18 protein-coding genes are annotated in these 22368 nt (G+C 73.4%); 13 read left to right on the plus strand and 5 right to left on the minus strand.

Features of this window, described 5'->3' with window-relative positions; genetic code table 11:
• Positions 1–381: 381 nt before the first annotated feature.
• From CFP65_RS31570 to CFP65_RS31580, 3 genes are all read left to right on the plus strand, one after another.
• The gene (locus tag CFP65_RS31570; RefSeq protein WP_104819382.1) at positions 382–1155 is read left to right on the plus strand and encodes a hypothetical protein; all 774 of its coding nucleotides are present in this window, start codon (positions 382–384) and stop codon (positions 1153–1155) included.
• A 254-nt stretch (positions 1156–1409) separates the two neighbouring features.
• Positions 1410–2009, plus strand: a complete 600-nt coding sequence (locus tag CFP65_RS31575) for an NUDIX hydrolase (protein WP_217368206.1) — start codon at positions 1410–1412, stop codon at positions 2007–2009.
• Between the two features lie 262 nt (positions 2010–2271).
• Entirely contained in the window at positions 2272–3075 is an 804-nt protein-coding gene (locus CFP65_RS31580; RefSeq protein WP_104819383.1) for an SGNH/GDSL hydrolase family protein, read from the plus strand.
• Positions 3076–3166: 91 nt separating this feature from the next.
• On the opposite strand, the gene CFP65_RS31585 is transcribed toward CFP65_RS31580, so the two are convergent.
• The 3 genes from CFP65_RS31585 to CFP65_RS31595 form a co-directional block, all read right to left on the minus strand.
• Entirely contained in the window at positions 3167–4450 is a 1284-nt protein-coding gene (locus CFP65_RS31585; protein ID WP_104819384.1) for a chitinase, read from the minus strand.
• A gap of 55 nt (positions 4451–4505) precedes the next feature.
• Positions 4506–5621 carry a polysaccharide deacetylase family protein gene (locus CFP65_RS31590; RefSeq protein WP_104819385.1) on the minus strand — a complete coding sequence of 372 codons (1116 nt, stop codon included), beginning with the start codon at positions 5619–5621 and terminating at the stop codon, positions 4506–4508.
• A gap of 145 nt (positions 5622–5766) precedes the next feature.
• Positions 5767–7584 (minus strand): long-chain fatty acid--CoA ligase, encoded by a 1818-nt coding sequence (locus CFP65_RS31595; protein WP_104819386.1) that lies wholly within the window; start codon positions 7582–7584, stop codon positions 5767–5769.
• Between the two features lie 437 nt (positions 7585–8021).
• On the opposite strand from CFP65_RS31595, the gene CFP65_RS31600 reads away from it, so the two are divergent.
• From CFP65_RS31600 to CFP65_RS31640, 9 genes are all read left to right on the plus strand, one after another.
• Entirely contained in the window at positions 8022–11258 is a 3237-nt protein-coding gene (locus tag CFP65_RS31600) for a nitrate- and nitrite sensing domain-containing protein (RefSeq protein WP_104819387.1), read from the plus strand.
• The gene (locus CFP65_RS31605) at positions 11255–11659 is read left to right on the plus strand and encodes a roadblock/LC7 domain-containing protein (protein ID WP_104819388.1); all 405 of its coding nucleotides are present in this window, start codon (positions 11255–11257) and stop codon (positions 11657–11659) included. The genes CFP65_RS31600 and CFP65_RS31605 overlap by 4 nt, the downstream gene beginning before the upstream one ends.
• 24 nt (positions 11660–11683) lie before the next feature.
• Positions 11684–12121, plus strand: a complete 438-nt coding sequence (locus tag CFP65_RS31610; protein ID WP_104819389.1) for a DUF742 domain-containing protein — start codon at positions 11684–11686, stop codon at positions 12119–12121.
• Complete coding sequence (locus CFP65_RS31615; protein ID WP_104819390.1) at positions 12102–12692, plus strand: ATP/GTP-binding protein; 591 nt, start codon at positions 12102–12104, stop codon at positions 12690–12692. The genes CFP65_RS31610 and CFP65_RS31615 overlap by 20 nt, the downstream gene beginning before the upstream one ends.
• Before the next feature lie 335 nt (positions 12693–13027).
• Positions 13028–13810, plus strand: a complete 783-nt coding sequence (locus CFP65_RS31620; RefSeq protein WP_305778265.1) for a winged helix family transcriptional regulator — start codon at positions 13028–13030, stop codon at positions 13808–13810.
• 351 nt (positions 13811–14161) lie between these two features.
• Positions 14162–14617 carry a cupin domain-containing protein gene (locus CFP65_RS31625; RefSeq protein ID WP_254552665.1) on the plus strand — a complete coding sequence of 152 codons (456 nt, stop codon included), beginning with the start codon at positions 14162–14164 and terminating at the stop codon, positions 14615–14617.
• A gap of 77 nt (positions 14618–14694) precedes the next feature.
• On the plus strand, positions 14695–16449 hold the full coding sequence (locus tag CFP65_RS31630) for an FAD-binding oxidoreductase (RefSeq protein ID WP_104819391.1): 1755 nt from the start codon (positions 14695–14697) through the stop codon (positions 16447–16449).
• Entirely contained in the window at positions 16446–17906 is a 1461-nt protein-coding gene (locus tag CFP65_RS31635; RefSeq protein ID WP_254552666.1) for an MFS transporter, read from the plus strand. Before CFP65_RS31630 ends, CFP65_RS31635 begins: the two co-directional genes overlap by 4 nt.
• Before the next feature lie 36 nt (positions 17907–17942).
• A complete protein-coding gene (locus tag CFP65_RS31640) occupies positions 17943–18704 on the plus strand; it encodes an SDR family NAD(P)-dependent oxidoreductase (protein ID WP_104819392.1) in 762 nt (253 codons plus the stop codon).
• An 81-nt stretch (positions 18705–18785) separates the two neighbouring features.
• Here CFP65_RS31640 and CFP65_RS31645 read toward each other — a convergent pair whose 3' ends face one another.
• Positions 18786–19778 (minus strand): aldo/keto reductase, encoded by a 993-nt coding sequence (locus tag CFP65_RS31645; protein ID WP_104819393.1) that lies wholly within the window; start codon positions 19776–19778, stop codon positions 18786–18788.
• Positions 19779–19832: 54 nt separating this feature from the next.
• Positions 19833–21689: an acyl-CoA dehydrogenase gene (locus CFP65_RS31650; protein ID WP_174805587.1), complete on the minus strand. Its 1857-nt coding sequence runs from the start codon at positions 21687–21689 to the stop codon at positions 19833–19835.
• A gap of 111 nt (positions 21690–21800) precedes the next feature.
• Here CFP65_RS31650 and CFP65_RS31655 point away from each other — a divergent pair, with 111 nt between their 5' ends.
• The gene (locus tag CFP65_RS31655; protein WP_254552667.1) at positions 21801–22358 is read left to right on the plus strand and encodes a TetR/AcrR family transcriptional regulator; all 558 of its coding nucleotides are present in this window, start codon (positions 21801–21803) and stop codon (positions 22356–22358) included.
• Positions 22359–22368: the final 10 nt, after the last annotated feature.

Consider the following 22368-nt stretch of genomic DNA (forward strand, 5'->3'; position numbering starts at 1 on the left):
GGCCACTCCGCCACCGTCCGGTGCCCCCAGCATCCCAGGCCCGACTGACACCCGGCACCACCCGGTGGCACAGCGTGCCCTGTCAGTGACGCTCGGTATGGTCGGCGGCACCTGGGGGCCGGGTCGGCCCCGGACGAGCGAGGGAGGCAGGCGATGGTGCACCGGAGAGCGGCGGCCAGGCGGCGGCAGCAGCGGGCGGAGCGGGTGGGGCGGGTGGAGCGGGCGGCGGCGCGCCGAGCGGCGCGCGGCGCGCGCAGTCGTGGTGGCGCGAGTAGCGGGAGCGGCGCCGGTGGCCCGGTCGGCCGGGCGGGGCGGTCGCGGCCCGGGGGTGGTGGGCCCGGTCCGGGCGGGCCCGGGCGGGGTGGGGGTGAGCGGCGGGCGGTGCGGCAGCCGGTCGCGCTCGCCGTGGCCGCCTCGGCGGGTGATTTCGCGGGGTTCGGGTTCCTCGGGGAGGCCGACTACGCGGGCTACCTGGCGCGGACGGACGCCCAGCTGCGGGTGCTGCACGGCCACGGGCTGGACGTGCACCTGCGGCTGCTGGAGCCGGTGGACTACGCGGACTTCTGCGAGGAGCACCAGCTCGACCCGGGCGATCCGGTGGCCCGGGTCGCCTACGCGGCCGATCCGGCGCTGGCCGGGGAGCCGTTCCGGTACGGCGGGCAGTCGCTCGCCGCGCTGCTGCCCGCGCTGGTGGACGACCACCGGGCCCGGGTGCGGATCTCGCTCGGCTGCGCCTCGCTGCTCGATTCGCTGGGCTGGGCGGAGGAGCCGGAGCAGCGGCTCGCCGGGGTGCTCGGGTACGTGTCCGCGGTGTACCTGGCGCTGGCCGCCGGGGCGGGGGAGGGCCGCCACCGGGTGACGCTGCGTTCGGTGGGGCTGCTGGACGGGGAGGTGCTGGCCGCCTCGGCCGAGCTGTGCGTGGCGGCCGGGGCGCCGGGGCCGGCGGGGCGGGAGGTGGAGGCGTTCTGCGTCACGCTCGCGGCGGCGGTGGCCGGCTGCGGGGCGGGGGAGCTGCTGCTGCGGGCCGGGCGGCGGGTGTACGGCTGGGCGCTGGTGGACGGGTACCTGCGGCCGATGACGGCGGTGGAGACGGCCGCCGTGCTGGCCCCCGGGGAGGTGGCGCGCCCGGCCGCCGGGTTCGCGCTGGAGCGCTGAGCCACAGGGCCTCTCTTACGGATCACGCCGGGCGGGGGCGTGGCCCGGAGGTGTCGGTGGGGTGGCGGTGGGTTGGCCGGGTGACGGAGGGTGGGGGTGCCCCGGGCGGCTGCCAGGACTGTTCATCGGTCGCGTGTTCGGGGAAGATCAACAGTCGGGGCAGGTCCGAGCGGGTCGGCGGCCCCCGACCACACCGCCGCGGTCCGCCGCGACCACACCACTGCGGCCTGCCGCACGAGACCGAAGGGGGACGCATGAGCCGCATCGAGTACAGCGCGGAGATCGCCGAGTTGCTCGGCCGGGTGCGGCGGCGTCCGCTCGCGGGGTGGCCGTGGCGGCCGGGGGAGACGGTGCCCGAGGGGCTGCCGGTCAAGCAGTCCTGGGGGTGGCTGTTCGTGCCGGACGGCCGGGTGCTGACCCTGGTGAACCCCCGGGACGGTGTGGTGAGCCTGCCCGGCGGCTCGCTCGAACCCGAGGATGCCGGCGACCCGGGCCGGGCCCTGGCCCGCGAGGCCGGCGAGGAGGCCCAGGCCGTGATCGGCGAGCCGCACTACCTCGGCTACCTCTACGACCGGGTCGGCTCGGCGAACGGCGGCCACGAGTGCGCCCGGGTCCGGATGACAGCCGCCCTGCACGCCGTCGGGCCCACGGCGCCCGACCCGGCCTCCGGCCGCCACTACCGCCGTCTCCTGGTCGCCCCCGGTCTCGCGGTCGAGCTCCTCGGCTGGGGCGCACCGGGCCTCCGCCAGGCCCGGGTCGCCGTCGCCACCGCCGTGGTCCAGCTCGGCGTCCCGGCCGCGGCCAACGAGACGATCGAGGAAGTTCCCCCGGCCGGCGTGACCTTCACCGCCTGAGTGCCGTTCACCGTCTGACCCTCGTTCATCACCAGTCACAGCCGCCGCCGGGCGCGAACGGCCGTACTCACCCCTACTGCCGAGTAGCTCACGCCGCGTCTGCTGTCAATATCCTTGCAGCACACGTTAGTTGACACTCTCGTAGCGCTAGAACGGCAGAAGCCCCTGCTGACGCAACAACTTTGGCATGGGCACTATCCCTGGAAGCTACTGCCTGGTATCAAAAGTGTGACCGGCATCACTGCCCCAGTGGAGGAACCATATGCGCACCACCCGCGTCGTGTCCGCTGCAGGTCTGGCGATCACCCTCGCCCTGTCCACCGTCGCCGTCGCCGCCACCACCGCCCAGGCGGCCGGCCAGAACTACGTCGCCCTGGGGGACTCGTACTCCTCGGGCGTCGGTGCCGGGAGCTACACCAGCGCCAGCGGTAGCTGCAAGATCAGCACCAACGCGTACCCGTACCTGTGGAAGAACGCGCACAGCCCGGCCTCGTTCAACGACGTGGCCTGCTCGGGTGCGGTCACCGGGGACGTGCTCAACAATCAGGTGTCGGCGCTGAGTTCCTCCACCTCGCTGGTGAGCATCACCATCGGTGGCAACGACGCGGGCTTCGCCAGCACCATGCAGACCTGTGTGCTCGACTCCGACAGCGCGTGTCTGAGCGCGGTGAGCAACGCCAAGGCGTACGCGCAGAACACCCTGCCCGGCAAGCTCGACCAGGTGTACACCGCCATTCGCAACAACGCGCCCAACGCCCATGTGGTGGTGCTCGGTTACCCGCACCTCTACCAGGTGCCCGGGAGCTGCATCTTCGGGATCAGCGACACCAAGCGGACCGCGATCAACAGCGCGGCCGACACCCTCGACACGGTGATCTCGCAGAGAGTCGCGGCGGCCGGCGCCAACTTCGCCTGGGGGGACGTGCGGAGCGCGTTCGCCACGCACGAGATCTGCGGCAGCAGCACCACCTGGCTGAACAGCACCACGCTGCCGATCGACGAGAGCTACCACCCCAAGGCTGCGGGCCAGTCGGGCGGTTACTACCCGGTGTTCAACAGCCACTGAGCCCAGGCGTAGCGGCCAGGGGCCGCGTGACCGGCCGTGCACCCAGCTGCACGGCGGCCGCGCGGCCCCTGGCCCGTTCACGGGGCGGGCGTCAGCAGGGGCCGTCGTCGGCCCAGACGCCCCACTGGCCGCTGGCGCTCGGGTTCTCGTTCTGCGTCCACCACTTGGCGTGCCACTTGTGGCCCGCGTAGGAGACCACGTTGCCGGCCGTGTAGACCTTGGTCGGGTCCCAGGCGGGGGCGGTGCAGGTGCCCGGGGTGGTCGGCGAGGGGGACGGGGAGGAGGACGGCGGGGTGGTGGGCGGGGTCGCGCCCGCGAAGCGGACGGTGTACTTGGTGAAGTCCCAGTCGTTCTGGACCACGCTGGAGCAGGAGCCGGAGAGGCCCGGGTCCACCGTGCCGGCGCACTGGCGGTCGCGATTGACGGACCAGTAGGTGTAGCGGGCCAGCCCGTGCGCCGTGGCGAAGTCGAGCACGGTCTGGAAGTCCGCCTGGCGGAAGTACTCGGCGGCGTCGGTGCGGCCGTTCATCATCGAGACGCCCTCGTGGGCGTACGCGGTGGCCTCCGACCAGCCGAAGGTGGACTGGAGGATCGCGTTGAACTTCACCAGCGCGTCGGTCTGGGCCGCCGCGCCGTTGAAGCCGCCGTCGAAGGGCATGATCGAGTAGTTGGCGGGCGTGAAGCCCTGCGACTTGGCCTCGTTCAGCATCTGGGTGCCGAACCAGCCGGTGCCCGCGTTGGTGCCCGCCGTGGTGATCGAGACGTAGAGGCCGGGGTTGTTCTGCTGGAGCAGCCTGGCCGCGCCGATCTCGTTGTGGATGGCGGCCGTGTTCTCGTACTCCGGCTCCTCCAGGTCGAAGTCCACGGCCTTCAACTGGTACTTGTCCACGGCCTTCTGGTACGCGGCGGCGGTGGCCTCCGGGGTGCCGCAGGTCTGGCCGAGCTTGGTGCCGCCGTAGCCGCCGAAGGAGACCGAGACGTCGCCGCCCTTGGCCCTGATGGTGCTGATCACCGAGGGCATGGTGGTGTCGGTGTTGATCGAGGAGGTGCCGCCCCAAGCGGGGCTGCAGCCGCCGCCGTCCAGGATGAAGGCCAGCTGGAAGGCCTTCTGGCCGGTGGCGTCCATCACCGCCGCGGCGTTCGGCGGGTTGTTGTCCTCGGGCATCAGGTACGGCGCGGAGGCGTACCAGTTGCTGCCGAGCGCGGCGGGGGAGACCGCAGTGGTCGTGGGCGTGACGGTGGCGCCGGCGCTGGTGGTGAGGGCGAGCGCGGTGCCGCCGCCGGCCAGCAGGCCGAGGCCGAGCAGGGCCGCGAGCGGGCGGTGCCGGCGGGCGTGAACTCGCCGTTCGGGGTTGGTGGTTCGAGCACGTTCCATGGGGCGTGACCTCCGGTACGGACTGTGGGGGAGAGGTGACGGGAGCGCGGGCCGGCTACTTGAGGTAGCCGGCCAATCCGGCGGGCGTCAGACCGGCGGCCTGGGCGGCGGCGTAGGCCCGCTGGAGATCGGTGGCGAGGGTGTCGGTGAAGTGGGTCAGCACGATGTCCCCGGGCTGCAGCGGCCCGCCCCGGTAGACGTTCGACTGGCCCCAGCTGAAGTCCGCCGTGGCCGTGACCACCACGCGCATGCCGCAGTCGGCCGCGGCCTGCAGGGTGTCGGCGTTCCAGGTGAAGTACGGCGGACGGAAGACGGTGGGCGTGACCCCGTAGATCCGCTGGTCGGCGTCGCGCGCGGAGCAGATCTCGGCCTGCTGCTCGGCGGCCGAGAGGGTGGTCAGGTCGCGGTGCGAGACGGTGTGGTCCTGGATCGAGGAGCCCGGCACCGAGGTGACCCGGCGGAAGTAGTCCGGGGTGTTGCCGGAGGGCATCGGCAGCGGGAAGGCGGTGATCGGCAGGTGGTGGTCGGCGATGAACTGCTCGGCCTCAGGGGTGGGTTGCCAGCCGTCGTCGATGGTGAAGAAGACCACCTTGTCCGTGGTAGGCACGTTCCAGGTGGCCCGGGCCGGGTCGGGCGCGGGCCCGCTGAGCTGCAGGTCGTCGGCCGTGTAGGCGCCCTGGCCGTACCAACCGTGCAGCGCCAGGCGGACGGTGGTGTTGTCGGCGCCGGTGGTGAAGCTCGTGGTCAGCTGCTGCCAGCCGTCGCCGGTGCCCGCCGTCCAGGCCGGCGGCACGTCGTGGCCGGTGCCGGTGGCGTCGAGGAAGACGTAACTGCCGTGCACCCAGGCGGAGAGGGTGTAGCTGGTGTTCGGGCGCACCGAGACGGTCTGGTAGCACTCCCCGTTCGAGCCGGCGCTCGCCGGGGTCACGGCCAGGGCCGAACTCCCGCTGTGCGCCGCCGTGGTGACGCTCGCCTCGCCCGCGGTGCAGTTCCAGCCGGGGATCGAGCCCCAGTCGGCCAGCGGCAGGGTCGGGATCTCGAAGCCGGGGTTGGTGGCCAGGTTGACGGCCGGGGTGTCGGCGTGGGCCGTGGTGGGGACGGCGGTGCCGAAGGCGGCCAGCGCGGCGGTGGCCGCGAATGCGGACAGGCGCGAGCGCAGAGAGGTGGGCACGAAGACACAACTCCTGTGTGGGGGACAGGTGGAGTGCTCCCCGAGGGAGGGGAACGAGTCGGCATGCCGCACACAGGCCGTGCCACACAATGGACTGGACCAAGCCCACCGTCAAGAGTTGACACCGAGCTGTGTCAAGCCGCCCTCACGGCGTGTAGAGCTCCGCCACGTCGGCCGCGTAGTACTCCAGGATGGCCGGCCGGCGCAGCTTGAGCGAGGGCGTGAGCAACCCCTGCTCGATGCTGAACTCCCTTGGCAGCAACCGGAAGGCGCGGATCGACTCGGCCCGCGAGACGGCGGTGTTGGCCGAGGCCACGGCCCGCTGGATCTCCGCGTGCAGCTCGCCGTCGGCCAGCACCTGGCGCGAGTCCAGCTGCTCCCGGCCGTGGGTCTTCAGCCAGTGCGCGAGCGCCTCCTGGTCGAGGGTGATCAGTGCGGCCACGTACGGCCGGCCGTCGCCGACCAGCAGGCACTGGGAGACCAGCGGATGGGCCCGCACCCGCTCCTCCAGTGCGGCCGGGGCGAGGTTTTTGCCGCTGGAGGTCACGATCACCTCCTTGCGGCGGCCGGTGATGGTGAGGTAGCCGTCCTCGTCCAGCTGCCCCAAGTCACCGGTGCCGAACCAGCCTTCGTACCAGTCGCTGCTGTCCTGGGTCTGGCCCAGGTAGCCGGTGAAGACGGTGGCGCCGCGCACCCAGACCTCGCCGTCCTCGGCGATCACCACCGAGACGCCCGGCAGCGGGGTGCCCACCGTGCCGCACTTGGCCCGGCCCGGCGGGTTGGCGGTCACGGCGGCGCAGGTCTCGGTCAGCCCGTAGCCCTCGTGCACGGCCATCCCGACGCCGGTGAAGAAGAGGCCCAACTCCCGCCCCAGCGGCGCCCCGCCGCACATCAGGCTGCGCACCCGGCCGCCGAAGACCTCGCGCAGGCGCTGATACACCAGCCGGTCGTACGCGGCGTGGCGCAGCCGCAGCGCCGCGCCCGGCCCGGGGCCCCGGCCGAGCGCGCGCTGCTCCCGGGCGGCGGCCCACTCGACGGCCAGCTCGGCGGCCTGGGCGAAGACTTCGCCGCGTCCGGCCTCCTCGGCGGCCTGCCGGGCCCGCTGCCGCACCTTCTCCAGCACGTAGGGGACGACCTGGAGGAAGGTGGGGCGGAAGGAGGCGATCGCGGGCAGCAGGGTGTCGCCGGAGACCTGGCCGTGGTGGCCCAGCCGGATGCCGCCCCGGACGGCGACCACCTGGAGGATCCGGCCGTAGACGTGGGCCAGCGGGAGGAAGGCCAGGGTGGCGGGCTGGCCGCCGTTCGGGTCCCTGATCAGCTCGCCCCAGCCGGCCAGCAGGGCGTCCGCCTCGGCGGAGAAGTTGCCGTGGGTGAGCAGGCAGCCCTTGGGCCGGCCGCCGGTGCCCGAGGTGTAGATCACGGTGGCCACCGACTCGGGTGTCACGCCCAGGCGTTGGCGGTGCACCAGGCTGTCCGGCACCCCGTGGCCGTCCTCACTCAGCGCGGCCACGCAGCCCCGGTCGAGCTGCCAGATACCGGTCAGGGCGGGCAGCGCGTCGCAGACCGCGCCGACCGTCATGGCGTGGTCCTCGTGCTCGACCACGCAGGCCACCGCCTGGGTCTCGGCGAGGATCCAGCGCACCTGCTCGGCGGCGGAGGTCGGGTAGATCGGCACCGGGATGGCCCCGATCGACCAGAGCGCGTAGTCGAACAGCGTCCACTCGTACCGGGTGGTGGCCATCAGTGCGACCCGGTCGCCGTAGCGCACCCCGCGCACCAGCAGGCCCTTGGCCAGCGCCATCACCTCGGTGCGGAACCGGGCGGCCGTCACCGCCGTCCAGCGCCCGTCCTCCCAACGGGAGAACTGCACCAGCTCCGGGGTCCGTTCGGCCGTGTCGTAGACCGAATCGGCCAGCCCGCCGACGGCCGGTTCGGGCACCGCGAGTTCGCCCCCTTCGCGCAACTCCGGCCCCCTCGCTGCCCGTCCGCACCGGCCCCGGCCGTCGTGAGGTCACGCTCCGCGGGGCCTCCCGGGCGCGCACACACCCGGGAATCGGGTCCCGAAGCTACCGGATCACCGGGGTGCTGGACAGGCCATTCGGGCCGTTCGCCCAGGATCGACACCGGGCGACCCCCCTCGTGCCGGCCCGGTGCGGCCCCCGTGCCGACCGGGTGCGGCCGTCCCGCCAGCGCGCTGTGACCGCGCGGTCACCCGGGCGTACCCGGACAGACCGGGATGATCACGACAGTGGCCCGGAACCTGGCCGAAGCCCCTTCGAACGAGTGGTCAGACAGTAGTAAGCTCGCGCAGATCCGTCGGCCGGGCAGGGCCGTCGGGCCCCTCCCCACCCCCACCACCCCCTCCCTCGTCCGCGCCTGGCCTTCCCGACCGAGGACCCCATGCGTCTGCGCCGCAGCTCGATCCGCGCGAAGATCATCGCGCTGCTCATGGTGCCCATCGTCGCGCTCACCGGACTCTGGGTGTACGCGAGCCTGGTGACCACCGGTGACGTCTGGGCCCAACTCGGCGTCAGCCAGGCGTACCGCTCCTTCGGCGCCCCCACCGACCAGTACGCCCGGGACCTGCAGGAGGAGCGCCGGGCCGCCGTGCTCCGGCTGGCCGACGGCACCGCCCCCGGCGTCCAGGAGGCCTACCGCCAGGCGCAGACCGTCACCGACCGCGACCTCCAACTGCTGCGCCTCCAGCAGAGCACCGACGGCGGCGGCCTCGGCCGCGAGCAGCGCGCCCGGCTGGCCGACGTGCTCTCGGCCGGCGACCAGCTGACCGTGGTGCGGCGCCAGGTGGACCGGGCGGCGAACAGCTGGTCGTACGTGATCAGGCAGTACGCCGACCTGATCGCGCCGGTCTTCAGCTTCCGCACCTCCTTCGTCAACCGGCAGAGCGGGCAGCTGCCCCGGCAGGGCACCATCCTGATCGAGCTGGTCCGGGCCCGGGAGTACCTGGCCCAGGAGGACGCCGCGATGGAGGCCCTGCGGGCCACCCCGCACCCCGGCGAGCAGATGGTGCAGACGGCCCTGGACGCGCTGCACAACCAGCGCGCCCTGCTGGGCGTCTACACCCACGAGCTGGACGCCCAGGACGAGACCGACTACCAGGACCTGCTCACCGGCGACAACTGGACCTCCATGCGCGGCATGGAGGACTACTTTGAGCAGAGCCAGGACCACGTGGCCGCCGTCCAGTCGCCCTCCTCGGGCGCCTGGCACGCCGCCGCGGCCAAGGCCCTGGACGACCTCGGCGCCCTCAACACCCGGCTGGCCGCCGCGATCGGCGCCCGGGCCAAGGCCTACGCCGTCAACCAGCTGGTGCGCGGGGGCATCGCCGGCCTGATCGGCCTGATCGCCGTGATCGTCTCCATCCTGATCTCCTACCGGATCGGCCGCGGCCTGGTCCGCGAGCTGATCGGGCTGCGCAACGCCGCCCAGGAGCTCTCCGGCACCCGGCTGCCCGCCGTGATGCTGCGGCTGCGCCGCGGCGAGGCGGTGGACGTGGCCGCCGAGGCCCCCGCGCTCGACTTCGGCCCGGCCGAGATCGGGCAGGTCGGGCGGGCCTTCAACGAGGTGCAGCGGGTCGCCTTCGAGGCGGCGGTCGAGCAGGCCGAGCTGCGGCGCGGCGTCTCCGCCGTCTTCGTCAACCTCGCCCGGCGCAGCCAGGTGCTGCTGCACCGCCAGCTCACCCTGCTCGACACCATGGAGCGGCGCACCGAGGACCCGGCCGAGCTGGAGGACCTCTTCAAGCTGGACCACCTGACCACCCGCATGCGGCGGCACGCCGAGGGCCTGATCATCCTCTCCGGCGGTTCGCCGGGGCGGGCCTGGCGCAAGCCGGTGCGGATGGTGGACGTGGTGCGGGCCGCCGTCGGCGAGGTGGAGGACTACGCGCGGGTGATCGTGCGGCCCTTCCCGGGCACCGGGCTGCTCGGCAGTGCCGTCGCGGACGTCACGCACCTGATCGCCGAGCTGGTCGAGAACGCCGCCGTGTACTCGCCGCCGCACACCCAGGTCACCGTGCAGGGCGAGGTGGTCGCGCACGGGTTCTGCCTGGAGATCGATGACCGGGGCCTCGGGCTGAGCGAGCAGGCCCTCGCCGAGACCAACCAACGCCTCGCCGAGGAGCAGGAGTTCGACCTGGCGGACACCGACCGGCTGGGCCTGTTCGTGGTCAGCCGACTGGCCCGGCGGCACGGGATCAAGGTGCACCTGCGCCCCTCCCCGTACGGCGGCACGGCGGCGGTGGTGCTGATCCCGCGCGAACTCCTCGCCGAAGCCGTCTCGCCGACCGCCCCGCCCGCCGCCGCCCGCCCGGTCTCCCACCGCGGCCAGCGTGAACTCGTCGCCGTCCCGCCCCTCCCCGACACCCCGGCCACCCCGGACCCCGCCGCCGAGCCCCGCCCCACCACGGGCCCTCGTCCCGCCGCCCCCGCCGCCCCGGCCCTCACCCCGGGCGGCCTGCCCCGCCGCCGCTCCACCGCGCCGCGGCCGGGCGAGGGGTTGAAGCTGAGCAAGGACACGGACGGTTCGGCGGGGGCGGGTGCGTACGTCGATGCGGGGGCACAGTCTCCTGCGGGTGCGGGTGCGGGTGCGGGTGCGGGTGCGGGTGCGGGTGCGGGTGCGGGTGCGGGTGCGGTGGCCGGCCCGGTCGGCCTCGCCGTCGCGCCTGCGGCCGACGCGGCGCGCGGCGGTCGCGCGCCACTCGCGGTCGGCGAGGCCGGTCCGCGTGGCTCGGTGCCCCCGGCCGGCGAGCCGGGTGCGGTCGATGCGGTCACCGGACGTCACCGGCGGGCGGACGCCACTCCCGAGACGCCGACCGACCGTCGTGGCGCGCCTGCCCACGCCGCTCCGTTGCGTGCCGGCGACCGAGCCTCGGCCGCTGCTACTGCTGCCGGCCGCGGAGTCGCGCCGGGCGACCCCGCCGTGGCTGCGCCTGCCCACGCTGCTCCGTTGCGTGCCGGCGACCGAGCCTCGGCCGCTGCTACTGCCGCCAGCCGCGGAGCTGTGCCGGGCGACCCCGCCGTGGCTGCGCCTGCGCCCGGGGTGCCGTGGCCCGCTCAGGCCGAGGGCGGGCCGGCTGCCGCTGCGCCTGCCGGTGGACCGTCCTGGCCCTCTCCCACTCCGCTCGACCCGGCACCCGCCGAGTCGCCTTCCCCCGCCGCCGCCGCTCCCGTGGCCGGCTCGCCCTGGCCCGCTCCCGTCGCCGATGTGCCGGCCGCCGGGGGGCTGTTGCCCCGGCGGGTGCGGCAGGCGAGTCTGGCTCCGCAGCTGCGGCCGGTCGAGGGTGGGGCGGAGCCGGTGGTGGAGAGCGGGCGGGAGCGGTCGCCGGAGGAGGCGCGGGCTGCGTTCGCCTCGTTCCAGCGCGGGTTCCGGCGGGGGCGGGGAGACCGGCTGCAGCCGGCCTCGCTCACCGTCGTGCCCGAGCCCAGCGTCGTGCCCGATCCCACCGCTGGGACCGATCCCACTACCGGGGTCGCGTCCACCGTCCTGCCCGGCCGTCCCAAGGCATCCGGGCGGGCGGCGCTGCCCTCCGCTCCCGTACCTCCGGCGCTCGCTCCGGCCCCCAGGCCGGCCGCGCTGCCGGCTGCACAGCCCGCACCATCTCTGGAAGGAACCGAACAATGACCGCTCCGGCACAGCCGTCCGGCGAACTCAACTGGCTGCTGGACGACTTGGTGGGACGCGTCGCGGACCTGCGGCACGCGGTGATCCTCTCCAGCGACGGCCTGGCCACCGCCACCTCGGGCGGGCTCGCCCGGGAGGACGCCGAGCACCTGGCCGCCGTGGCGGCCGGGTTCCACAGCCTGGCCAAGGGCGCGGGCCGCCACTTCCAGGTGGGCGGCGTGCGGCAGACCATGGTCGAGCTGGACGAGGCCTACCTGTTCATCACGGCGGCGGGGGACGGCAGTTGCCTGGCCGTGCTGAGCGAGGCGGAGTCGGACGTGGGCCAGATCGCCTACGAGATGGCACTGTTGGTGAAGCGGGTCGGCGAGCACCTCACCGCCGAGCCCCGCTCGGACGCGTAGCAACCCGGGGAGCAGACCGAGGCGATGACCATCGAGGACGCCGCACCTGACGAGAGATCCGAGGGCCCGTCACGCCCGCCCGTCGAGGACCAGTGGTTCGACGACGAAGCGGGGCCGGTGGTGCGGCTCTTCTCGATGACCAGGGGCCGGACCAGGCCCACCGACGAGGGGCTGTTCGACCTCATCTCGCTGATCACCGCAGCTGCCGCCCCGGCCGGGGCGGAGGCGGCTGCGCCGGATCTCGACCCCGAGCACCAGGCCATCCTGGCGCTCTGCCGGGACGAGCCACTGAGCGTGGCCGAGCTCGGCTCCTACACCGACCTGCCGGTGAGCGTGGTGCGGGTGCTCCTCGGCGACCTGCACGAGGCCGAGCTGATCCACGTGACCCGACCCGTTCCGTTCGCCGGGCACCCGGACGAGCGCCTGCTCCGAGACGTGATCAATGGCCTCCGTGCTCTCTGAATCCTCCTCCTCCCCGTGGAACGTGCGGGCGCTCAAGATCCTGGTGGCCGGCGGCTTCGGGGTGGGCAAGACCACCCTGGTGAGCGCGGTGAGCGAGATCCGCCCGCTCCGGACGGAGGAGCAGCTGAGCGAGCTGGGCCGCCCGGTGGACGACACCACCGGGGTGGAGACCAAGCGCACCACCACGGTGGCGATGGACTTCGGCCGGATCGACCTCAAGGCGGACCTGGCGCTCTACCTGTTCGGCACGCCGGGCCAGGACCGGTTCTGGTTCGTCTGGGACGAGCTGGCCCAGGGGGCGCTCGGGGCGGTGGTGCTGGCCGACACCCGGCGGCTGGCCGACTGCTTCCCCTCGGTGGACTTCTTCGAGCAGCGCGGCATCCCCTTCCTGGTGGGGGTCAACTGCTTCGAGGGCACCGAGGTGTACGCGCCGGACGACGTCCGGGCCGCGCTCGACCTCGACCCGGCGGTGCCGGTGCTGCTCTGCGACGCGCGCCGCCGGGAGGACGGCAAGGAGCTCCTGATCCGTCTGGTCGAGCACGCGGCGATGTCCGGCTCCGCCCGGAGGTGAGGTCGGGCTCCGCCCGGAGGCGAGACCGTCCGGTTTCACACGAATGTGACGCGTTCTTCGCACTGTTTCGCGAACTCGTGCGACCTGACGACACACGGGGGTGCCTTCATCTGGTTGAATGGCGGCATGAATCACGTCGAGGACAGCGCCCGGGGTCGGTACGACCTCGAGCCGTTCTGGCCGTCCCGACAGCCGCACCTCTTTGACCAGACGTGTCCGGGTTTGCCCGGCGCGTCCCGGTTCGCCGCCCGCTGACCTCGGTTCAGCCCCTGCGGTACGCCTGGTTCGACGCGCAGACGACGCCCACCACCGTCCTCGCGCGAAAGAGCTGCATCATGTCCTCCAGCACGGCCACCCTTCCCCTGCCCGCCGCGACCCCGCACCTGCGCGCCGTCCGGTCCACCACTCCGATCGCCGAGCGCCGCTACCCCGCTGCCTCGCCCTACGCGACCCCGGTCGCCCCACAGCACCCGGCGCCGATCCCGCCGCAGTACGGCACCGTGCCGCAGGTGCTGCCCCAGCCCGCCGTCCAGCCCGCTCCGGCGGCCCTGGTCGAGGGCCTTCCGGCCGGCGCCACCGTCGTCGCCGCGCTGCCCCAATCCGCCATCCCGCAGGGCCTGTTGGCCCAGTACGGGGCCCAGTTCGGCGAGGCGGCGGCCGCCGCCCAGCCGTTGGTGGGCTACCTGGTGCTCGTCCCGGCCGAGCCCGCCCAGCGCCCGGCCGGCCACTCGCACCCGGGCGTCGGCCACCCGCAGCCCGCCGCCCACCAGTCCGGCGCCCAGGCCCAACCCACCGCCGCCGCGCCCCAGTCGGCCGGCAAGCCGGACCGGGGCCGGGGCATCGCGGTCGACACCGAGCGCCGCAACGCCTGGGTGGACGGCCGTCAACTCGAGCTGACCTACCTGGAGTTCGAACTCCTCGCGCACCTCACCGAGCACCCCCAGCGGGTGCACACCCGTGACCAGTTGGTCTCCGCCGTCTGGGGCTACGGCCACGTCGGCGACGGGCGCACGGTGGACGTGCACGTGGCCCGGCTGCGCCGCAAGCTCGGTGCCGCGTACCGGGACTCGATCGTCACGGTGCGCCGGGTCGGCTACAAGTACACCCCGGTGAGCTGACGCTCCGTCACATTCCGGGGTCTCTCTTACGGATCACGCCGGGCGGGCGGCCGACGTGATCCGTAAGAGAGACCCAAGGGGGTGCCCGCCTGGCGGGCACCCCCTTCGTCATGCCTGCGGAATATTCGCTCGAACCTTATGGTTCGATAACGAATATGTGCGGGCCGGCAGTCCGATCGCCGGCAAACCAGCCATTCCTGATGGCGCAGAATCGTATGCTGACAGAATCCCGGCCCGCCGTTGCCCGGCGTGATGATCGCATGCCAAGCTCCCGGTGACCTGATGGGCGGGCTTGTCCCGCGGGCTCTGGAGGGTTCTGTGACGGCAGGGTTGAACGGCCTGTTACCGCTGGTGCGACGTGATGGTGAAGGGGTCTCCCGGCTCTGGGGGAGAGGCTCGCTGGTCACCACCAAGCTCTCCGCGAAGGAGACCGCCGGCACGTTGGGGATCTCGCACTTCGAGGCGATCGAGGGCGAGCGCGCACCGCGCCACCTGCACAATCTCGAGGACGAGATCTTCATCGTCGAGGGCGGCCAGGTGCGCCTGACCGTGGGCGAGGAGACCGAGACGCTCTCGGGCTCGGGGTTGGTCTTCCTGCCGAGAGGCGTGCCGCACTCGTACGTGGTGGAGAGCCCCAAGGCGAGGTTCTACGTGATCACCACCCCGGGTGGATTCGAACGTTTCTTCTCCGAGGCCGGTTATCCCACGGACCTGGGGAACGCCGCGCCCGTCGGCGACCGCTGGTCGGTCGACCGCACCCAGGAGTTCGCCCACAATCTCGGGCTCGACCTGATCTGGGGCGTCTGATCGCCCGTCGGTGTCCAACATTCGGATCTTCACAGGATCTCGGTCGAGATCTTCACAGAAAAGGAATGTGAGTTCAGGTGAAAAGGCGCAGTGTGCTGCTCGGCACCACGGCGGCGATAGCCGCCACCGCGGTGGAGTCCGTCCCCGGCACCGCCTCCGCGGCCCCGGCCGGGTCGGCCCCCGCGGTCTCTCCCGCCGACATCGCCGCCCCAGGCCCGGACGCCGTGACCGTCCGGGCCGGTGACCCGCGCTACGGCGACCTGACGGTGGGAAACAACGCCCGCTGGACGGCCAGGCCGGATGCCGTCCGCCTGGTCCGCACCACCGCGCAGGTGGTCAAGGCCGTCCAGGAGGCGGTCGACGCCGGCAAGCGGATCTCCGTGCGCAGTGGCGGCCACTGCTATGCGGACTTCGTCTTCAACCCCGAGGTGAAGGTGGTCATCGACACCTCCCTGCTCGACACCGTCGGCTACGACGAGAGATTCCAGGCCTTCGAGGTCGGCGCCGGCTCGACCCTGCTGCACGTCTACGACTCGCTGTTCAAGGGCTGGGGCGTCGCCATCCCGGGCGGCATGTGCTACTCGGTGGGCGCCGGCGGCCACATCAGCGGCGGCGGCTACGGCATGCTCTCCCGCCGGCACGGCCTCACCGTCGACCACCTGTACGCCGTCGAGGTGGTCGTGGTGGACGCGAACGGGCGGGCGCGCAGCGTGATCGCCACCCGCGAGGCGGCCGACCCCAACCGCGACCTCTGGTGGGCCACCACCGGTGGCGGTGGCGGCAACTTCGGCGTCATCACCCGGTACTGGTTCCGCAGCCCGGGCGCCACCGGCACCGACCCGGCCGGCCAGCTGATCAAGCCGCCGGCCGAGGTGCTGGTGAGCGCGATCGCGCTGCCCTGGAGCGAGCTGGACAAGGACGCGTTCACCTCGCTGGTGCTCAACTTCGGTGACTGGCACACGAAGAACGGCGACCCGAACTCGCCGGCCGCCTCGCTGTGCAGCTTCCTGATGATGAACCACCAGTCCAACGGCTCGATCGGCCTGCTCACCCAGATCGACGCCGGGGTGCCCGGCGCCGACCAGGTGCTGGCCGACTTCCTGGCCTACGTCACCGCGGGCCTGCCCTCCTCCGCCGCCAAGCCCGCCACCGGGCCGATCGGCGAACTCGGCCCGATGCCGCACCTGTTCACGCCCCAGCGGCTGCCCTGGCTGACCTCGGTGAAGCTGCTCGGCACCAGCAACCCGACGCTGACCAGCCCCACCCTGCGCGGCCACCACAAGTCCGCGTACCTGCGCCGCAATCTCAGCGCGGCCCAGGCGGCCACCCTGTACCGGCAGTTGACCCGCACCGACCACGTCAACCCGGCCTCGATGGTCGTGCTGCTCTCCTACGGCGGCAAGATCAACACGGTCGGCTCGGCCGACACCGCCTCGGCGCAGCGCGATTCGGTCTACAAGGGCCTGTTCCAGAGCTTCTGGGCCGACTCGGCAGGCGACGCGGAGAACATCGACTGGGTGCGCTCGGTCTACGGCGAGGTCTTCGCCGACACCGGCGGCTACCCGGTGCCCGGGCCGGCGGCCGACGGCTGCTACATCAACTACCCGGACGCCGACATCACCGACGCGAAGGTGAACACCACCGGCGTGCCCTGGTACACCCTGTACTACAAGGGCAACTACCCGCGCCTGCAGAAGATCAAGGCGGCCTACGACCCCCGCGACACCTTCCGCCACTCGCAGTCGATCAGGCTCCCGGCCGGCACGCCCACGGTGAAGCCCACCGTCAAGCCCACGCCCAAGCCCTCGACCAGTCCCGGAGGTACACCGTGACCAAGACCCCGGTGGCGGATCCCGCCCCCGCCCGCCCGGACGCCGCCGCGTCCGGGCGGGGCCGGGCCCCCGCCTTCGCGCTGCTCGCCACGGTGCAGTTCACGCTGATCCTCGCGATGAGCGTGCTCAATGTGGTGATGCCGGCGATCGAGGGCGAATTCGGCCTCTCCCGGGCCTCGTTGGCGCTGCTCGGTGCCTCGTACGCGATGTCCTTCAGCGGCCTGCTGCTGCTCGGCGGCCGGCTGGCCGACCTGTACGGCGCGCGCCGCACGCTGCTCCAGGGCACCGCCGTGTTCGGTGCCGCCTCGCTGGCGGCGGCGCTCGCCCCCGGGCTCTGGACGCTGCTGGCCGCCCGGTTCGTCCAGGGGGCCGGTGCGGCGCTCGCGGTGCCCGCGGCGATGGCCCTGGTCAGCGTGGTGCATCCCGAACCCGACCGGCACGCACGGGCGATGGCCTTCTGGGGCGGCCTGGCCGCCTCCGGCGGCACCGCCGGCATGGTGATCTCCGGGATCGTCGCCTCCTGGGATTCCTGGCGGCTGGCCTTCGCGCTGCCGATCGCGGTGGCCGCCGTCACCCTGGCCACGGCCGGCCGGCTGCTGCCCGCCGGGCCCGCCCCGCGCGGCGGCGGGCGGCTGGACGTCTGGGGCGCCGTGCTGGTCACCGCCGGTATCGCGGCGCTCAGTTACGGTCTGGTGGAGGCCCCGGACCAGGGCTGGACGGCCCCCGCGCCGCTGGTCACCATCATCGGCGGCCTGGTGCTGCTGATCGCCTTCGGGCTGGTCGAGGCCCGGGTGCCGCAGCCGCTGCTGCCGCTCTCCTTCCTCGCCTCGCCGCGCCGGGCGGTGGCGCTGGTGGCCGTCTTCCTCGGCTCGGCCGGCATCACCACCATCTTCTTCATGCTCGCGCTCTACTTCCAACAGGTGCGCGGGTACTCGGCCTTGGAGACCTCGGCGGTGTTCGTCCCGTTCGGCCTCACCCTGGTGCTGGTCGGCGGCCTCGGGGCCGGCCCGCTGATCGGCAGGTTCGGCCCGCGCCCGGTGCTGGTCGGCGGCCTGGCGGCGGCGGCGGTCGGGCTCGCGGTGCTGAGCACGCTCGGCACCGACTCGCCCTACCCGGGCCGGATGCTCGCCGGGCTGCTGATCTTCCCGGCCGGCGCGGTGCTGGTCTTCGCCGGCTCCACGGTGGCCGCCACCACCGACGTGCCGCCCGGACAGGCCGGCCTGGCCGGCTCGGTGGTGAACACCGCGCTGGAGGCCGGCCCCGCCGTCGGCCTCGCCGTGCTGGTCACCCTGGCGGCCGGCCGCACCAGCCGCTCGCTCACCCACGGCACCGGCCAACTCGCCGCCCAGACCGCCGGATACGGCTTCGCCTTCGCCGTCGCGGCGGTGGCCTTCGCGGTGGCCGCGGTCGCCGCCCTTCTACTGCTGCGCCCCACCCGGGTGCGGCACGATGGCTGACGCACAGTCATTCGACACACCAAGGAGCACGCACTGATGAACGCCCGCTTCACCGACAAGATCGTCATCGTCACCGGCGCCGGCTCCGGCATCGGCCGGGCCAGCGCCCTCGCCTTCGCCCGCGAGGGTGCCTCGGTGGTGGTGGCCGGCTCCAGCCCGGAGCCGCTGGAGGAGACCGTGCGCTTGGTGAAGGAGCACGGCGGCACGGCCACCGCCGTGGTCGCCGACGTCACGGTGGCCCAGTCCATGACCGACCTGGTGCGCACCACCGTCGACACCTACGGCGGCCTGGACATCGCCCACAACAACGCCGGCGTCTTCGGCAAGCCGGCCCCGCTGGCCGACCTCGACCTCGCGGTCTGGCACACCTCGCTGGACGTCAACCTCACCGGCGTGCTGCACAGCATGCAGGCCGAGATCCGCCACATGCGCGCCAACGGCGGCGGCGCCATCGTCAACACCGCCTCCAACATCGGCGCGCACGGCCGCCGCCCGGGCATGGCCGCCTATGCCACCTCCAAGGCCGCCGTCTCCACCCTCACCAAGGTCGCCGCCCTCGACCACATCAAGGACGGCGTCCGGATCAACGCGGTGAGCCCCGGCGCCACCGACACCAGCATGTCGCTGCGCCCCGGCGAGACCGACGCCGACCGCGCGGTGCGCCTGGCCGCCGCCGTCCCGATCGGCCGGGTCGCCGCCACCTCCGAGATCGTGGCCGCCGTCCTCTGGCTCGCCTCGGAGGACGCCGCCTTCGCGGTCGGCCACGACCTGGTCGTCGACGGCGGCGTCACCGCCTGAGCCGAGGCCGCGGACGCCGCGGACGCAGCGGGCCCGGCCGTCGATCCGACGGCCGGGCCCGCTGCGCACCGTCCGCGGTGCTCAGCCGCTCAGGGCGTCGATCTCCGCGAGCTCGGCCGCAGTGAGCGGGCCGGCCGCCAACGCGTCGAGGTTCTGGTCGAGTTGGGCCACGCTGCTGGCCCCGATGATGACCGAGACCACCCGCGGGTCGCGCAGCACCCAGGAGAGCGCCAGCTGGGCCAGCGACTGGCCGCGGCCCTCGGCGACCTTGGCCAGCGCGCGCAGGCGGGCCAGCTTCTCGGCGGTGAGGGCCTCCTCCTTGAGGAAGTGGCCCACCGACATCCGGGAGCCGGCCGGCACCTCACCCGAGAGGTAACGGTCCGTCAGGAGGCCCTGGGCGAGCGGGGAGTAGGCGATCAGCGAGGTCTGGGTCTCGCCCACGGCCTCCAGCACGCCCTCCCGCTCCACGCCCCGGTCCAGGATCGAGTACCGAGCCTGGTTGAGCAGCACCGGCGTGCCCAGCTCGCGCAGCAGCGCGACGGCCTCCCGGTGCTGCTGCGCCGGGTAGTTGGAGATGCCCGCGTAGAGCGCCCGGCCCGAGCGGACGGCCTGGTCGAGCGCGCCCATGGTCTCCTCCAGGGGTGTCTCGGGGTCGTACCGGTGCGAGTAGAAGACGTCCACGTACTCCAGGCCCATCCGGCCCAGCGACTGGTCAAGGCTGGCCAGCAGGTACTTGCGGGAGCCGCCGTCCCCGTACGGGCCGGGCCACATGTCGTAGCCGGCCTTGGAGGCGATGAACAGCTCGTCCCGGTACGGGCGGAAGTCCAGGCCGTACAGGGTGCCGAAGTTGCGCTCGGCACTGCCGTACGGCGGCCCGTAGTTGTTGGCCAGGTCGAAGTGGGTGACACCCCGGTCGAAGGCCCGGCGCAGCACGGCGCGCTGCACCTCCAGCGGCTGGGTGTCGCCGAAGTTGTGCCAGAGGCCGAGCGAGACGGCGGGCAGCTGCACGCCGCTGCGCCCGGCGCGGCGGTAGGTCATGGCGGAGTAGCGGTCGTCGGCGGCGAGGTACGTCATACCCCGCATCCTGCCAGGTGGCGCGGGCTCACCGCGCCACCTGGCAGGATGCGGTCAGTGCCAGTGGCCCTCCGGGTCGTCGTAGGCCCCGGTGTAGTCGGTGCGGGCGATCGGGTGGTCGGCGAGCAGCTCGGTCGGGAGGTCGAAGGCGGCGGTGAGTGGCATGGCCTGGGCGGCGAGGCGCTCGGTGAGGCCGTCGATCAGGACGGGCAGGTCGAGCACCTGCTCCGGGGTCAGCCGGCCGAGGGCCAGCAGGTCACCGCTCTGCTCGGCGATCCGCTGGAGGGCGAAGAGCCGCAGCAGCTCGCGCAGCGGCTCGGCGGCCCGGCCGGAGTCGTCCGCCACGTCGTCCGCGGCGGCGTCGGCCTCCGCGGCGCGGGCGAGTTCGCGGGCGGCGAGGAGTTGGGCGTGCGCCTCGACCAGGCGCAGGGCCGGGGTGACGGCGTGGTTCCAGCGGGCCAGCGGGTCGCCGGAGGGGCCCTGGCGCAGGCGGGTGCGGGCGCGGGTGAGCCAGAGGTGCTCGACGGCGGCCAGCAGGTCGAGCAGGGTGGCTGGATCCGACAGGTCGCGCCCGGCGGTGGCGGGCGGCTCCTCGGGGGTGTGCTGGAAGAGGAGTTCGGCCCCGGCCTTGGCCCAGATCACCAGGTTGTCGCCCTCGGCGGTGATCGTCCCTTCCAGGTCGGTGACGAGCCCGGCCACTCCGTTGACCGCCAGCAGCCCCTGCGCCCCGCAGCGTTCGCGGCACTCGGTGCCAATCGCCCGGGCTTGCCAGGTGATCCAGCCCTTGGCCACGGCGGTCAGCCGTTCGGCCGTGGCGGCCGCCGCCGGGTCGCCCGCCGGGCGCTCGGCCCAGCCGCGCAGCACCGAGCGGTGCAGCAGGGTCATCGCGTACGTGGTGGCGAGCGCGCCGACCAGCGGGGCGTAGTGGCTGCGGTGGGCGAAGACCGGCAGCCGGTGGCCCGGGGTCGAGCCGCTCACCTGGCGGGTGTGGCCGTAGCGGACGGCGATGGTGAGCGCCTTGCGGGTGGCGCCCAGTGCGGCGGCGCTCATGCAGAGCTTGCCGGTGGTGACCCGGCCGATCGCCGCGAGGAAGCGTTTCCGCTTGTTGCCGAGGGTGCTGGTCAGCGTGCCGTCGGGGGCCAGTCGGCCGTGCTCGCCGGTGAGCAGTGCGGAGAGCGGCAGCACCACCCGGTCGAAGGAGGTCAGGCAGTGGTCCACCGGGCTGCCGACCCGCTCGGGCAGCGGCCGCACCCGTACGCCCGGCAGGGTGGCGGTGCCGTCGGTGAGCGGGGTGAGGAAGAGGAAGACGCCGTGGTCGGTGCCGCCGACCAGCAGCCGGGCCGCCACCACGGCGCTCTTGGGGCCGCCGTTGAGGCTGGTGTTGGGCATGAACTTCTGCGCGCCGGAGCGGGGGGTGTGCAGCAGGAAGGTGCGGTCCTCGGGCCGGTAGGTGGCCGTGGTCTCCAGGGCGGCGGCGTCGTTGCCGTGTTCGAGCTCGGTGCAGAGGAAGGTGCCGGTGCGGCGTAACTCGGTGTACTCCGTCAGGTCGCGACCGCCGTCGTGGTCCACCAGGCTCCCGAGGAAGAGGTTGTAGTGGATGCCGGCCACCGTGGTCAGCCCGCCGTCCACCAGGGCCGTCCACTCGTGCAGCGCGGCCAGGGCCACCGGGTCGGCGGCCAGCCGCTCGCCGTCCTCGGTGGCCTCGGCGATCAGGCGAAGGCGCTGGTAGGAGAGGTCGAGGCGGTCGGCGCGGGCGAGTTCGGCCTGCTGTCGGAAGGGGGGCGTGCTGACGAGCTTGCGCCAGCGCTCGTGGTGGTGCGCGGCGTCCTCACCGTAGAGCACCCGGGTCAGGGCTCGGACGGTCAGGTCGGACGTCTCGGAGATCTCGGGGATCTTGGTTTCAGTGATCATGACGGCGTCAACGACACCGAGTGCCACCTGGATATCACCGATTCCGGACAGATTTTCGGCCACGCGGCCGGGCGGTCGAATTCTGTACCTACTGGTATGTACAGTGTGATCATGGGAACGACGCAGGACCTTCTGATCGAGAGCACCCAGCAGCTGCTCTGGGAGCGCGGGTACGTCGGCACCAGCCCCAAGGCGATCCAGCAGGCCGCCGGGGTCGGCCAGGGCAGCATGTACCACCACTTCTCCGGCAAGCCCGAGTTGGCCGCCGCCGCGCTCCGGCGCAGCGCCGAGCAGCAGCGCACCGAGGCCGCCGCCCTGCTTGCCGAGGGCGGCACCGCCACCGAGCGGATCTCCGCTTACCTGCTGCGCGAGCGCGACGTGCTGGCCGGCTGCCGGATCGGCCGGATGGCCCAGGACCCGGAGGTGGTGGCCGACGACCGGCTGCGCGCACCGGTCGCCGAGACCTTCGCCTGGCTGCGCGAGCAGCTGGCCGTCGTGATCGCCGAGGGCCAGGCGAGCGGCGAGTTCCGCACCGGGCCCGCCCCGGCCGACGCGGCGGCGGCCCTGATCGCCCTGGTCCAGGGCGGCCACGTGCTGGCCCGTGCGGCGGCCGAGCCGGAGCCGTTCGAGGCGGCGGTCCGGGCGGGGCTGGCCCTGCTCCTCGCCTGACGTCGGCGCG

This window comes from Kitasatospora sp. MMS16-BH015, assembly GCF_002943525.1.
Taxonomy (GTDB): Bacteria; Actinomycetota; Actinomycetes; order Streptomycetales; family Streptomycetaceae; genus Kitasatospora.

Excerpts from the sequence above, each read along its gene's own strand:
- CFP65_RS31575 (WP_217368206.1), top strand. The coding sequence starts at position 1,410 with ATGAGCCGCATCGAGTACAGCGCGGAGATCGCCGAGTTGCTCGGCCGG.
- CFP65_RS31580 (WP_104819383.1), top strand. The coding sequence starts at position 2,272 with ATGCGCACCACCCGCGTCGTGTCCGCTGCAGGTCTGGCGATCACCCTC.
- CFP65_RS31585 (WP_104819384.1), bottom strand. The coding sequence starts at position 4,450 with ATGGAACGTGCTCGAACCACCAACCCCGAACGGCGAGTTCACGCCCGC.
- CFP65_RS31600 (WP_104819387.1), top strand. The coding sequence starts at position 8,022 with ATGCGTCTGCGCCGCAGCTCGATCCGCGCGAAGATCATCGCGCTGCTC.
- CFP65_RS31605 (WP_104819388.1), top strand. The coding sequence starts at position 11,255 with ATGACCGCTCCGGCACAGCCGTCCGGCGAACTCAACTGGCTGCTGGAC.
- CFP65_RS31610 (WP_104819389.1), top strand. The coding sequence starts at position 11,684 with ATGACCATCGAGGACGCCGCACCTGACGAGAGATCCGAGGGCCCGTCA.
- CFP65_RS31615 (WP_104819390.1), top strand. The coding sequence starts at position 12,102 with ATGGCCTCCGTGCTCTCTGAATCCTCCTCCTCCCCGTGGAACGTGCGG.
- CFP65_RS31620 (WP_305778265.1), top strand. The coding sequence starts at position 13,028 with ATGTCCTCCAGCACGGCCACCCTTCCCCTGCCCGCCGCGACCCCGCAC.
- CFP65_RS31640 (WP_104819392.1), top strand. The coding sequence starts at position 17,943 with ATGAACGCCCGCTTCACCGACAAGATCGTCATCGTCACCGGCGCCGGC.
- CFP65_RS31645 (WP_104819393.1), bottom strand. The coding sequence starts at position 19,778 with ATGACGTACCTCGCCGCCGACGACCGCTACTCCGCCATGACCTACCGC.
- CFP65_RS31650 (WP_174805587.1), bottom strand. The coding sequence starts at position 21,689 with ATGATCACTGAAACCAAGATCCCCGAGATCTCCGAGACGTCCGACCTG.
- CFP65_RS31655 (WP_254552667.1), top strand. The coding sequence starts at position 21,801 with ATGGGAACGACGCAGGACCTTCTGATCGAGAGCACCCAGCAGCTGCTC.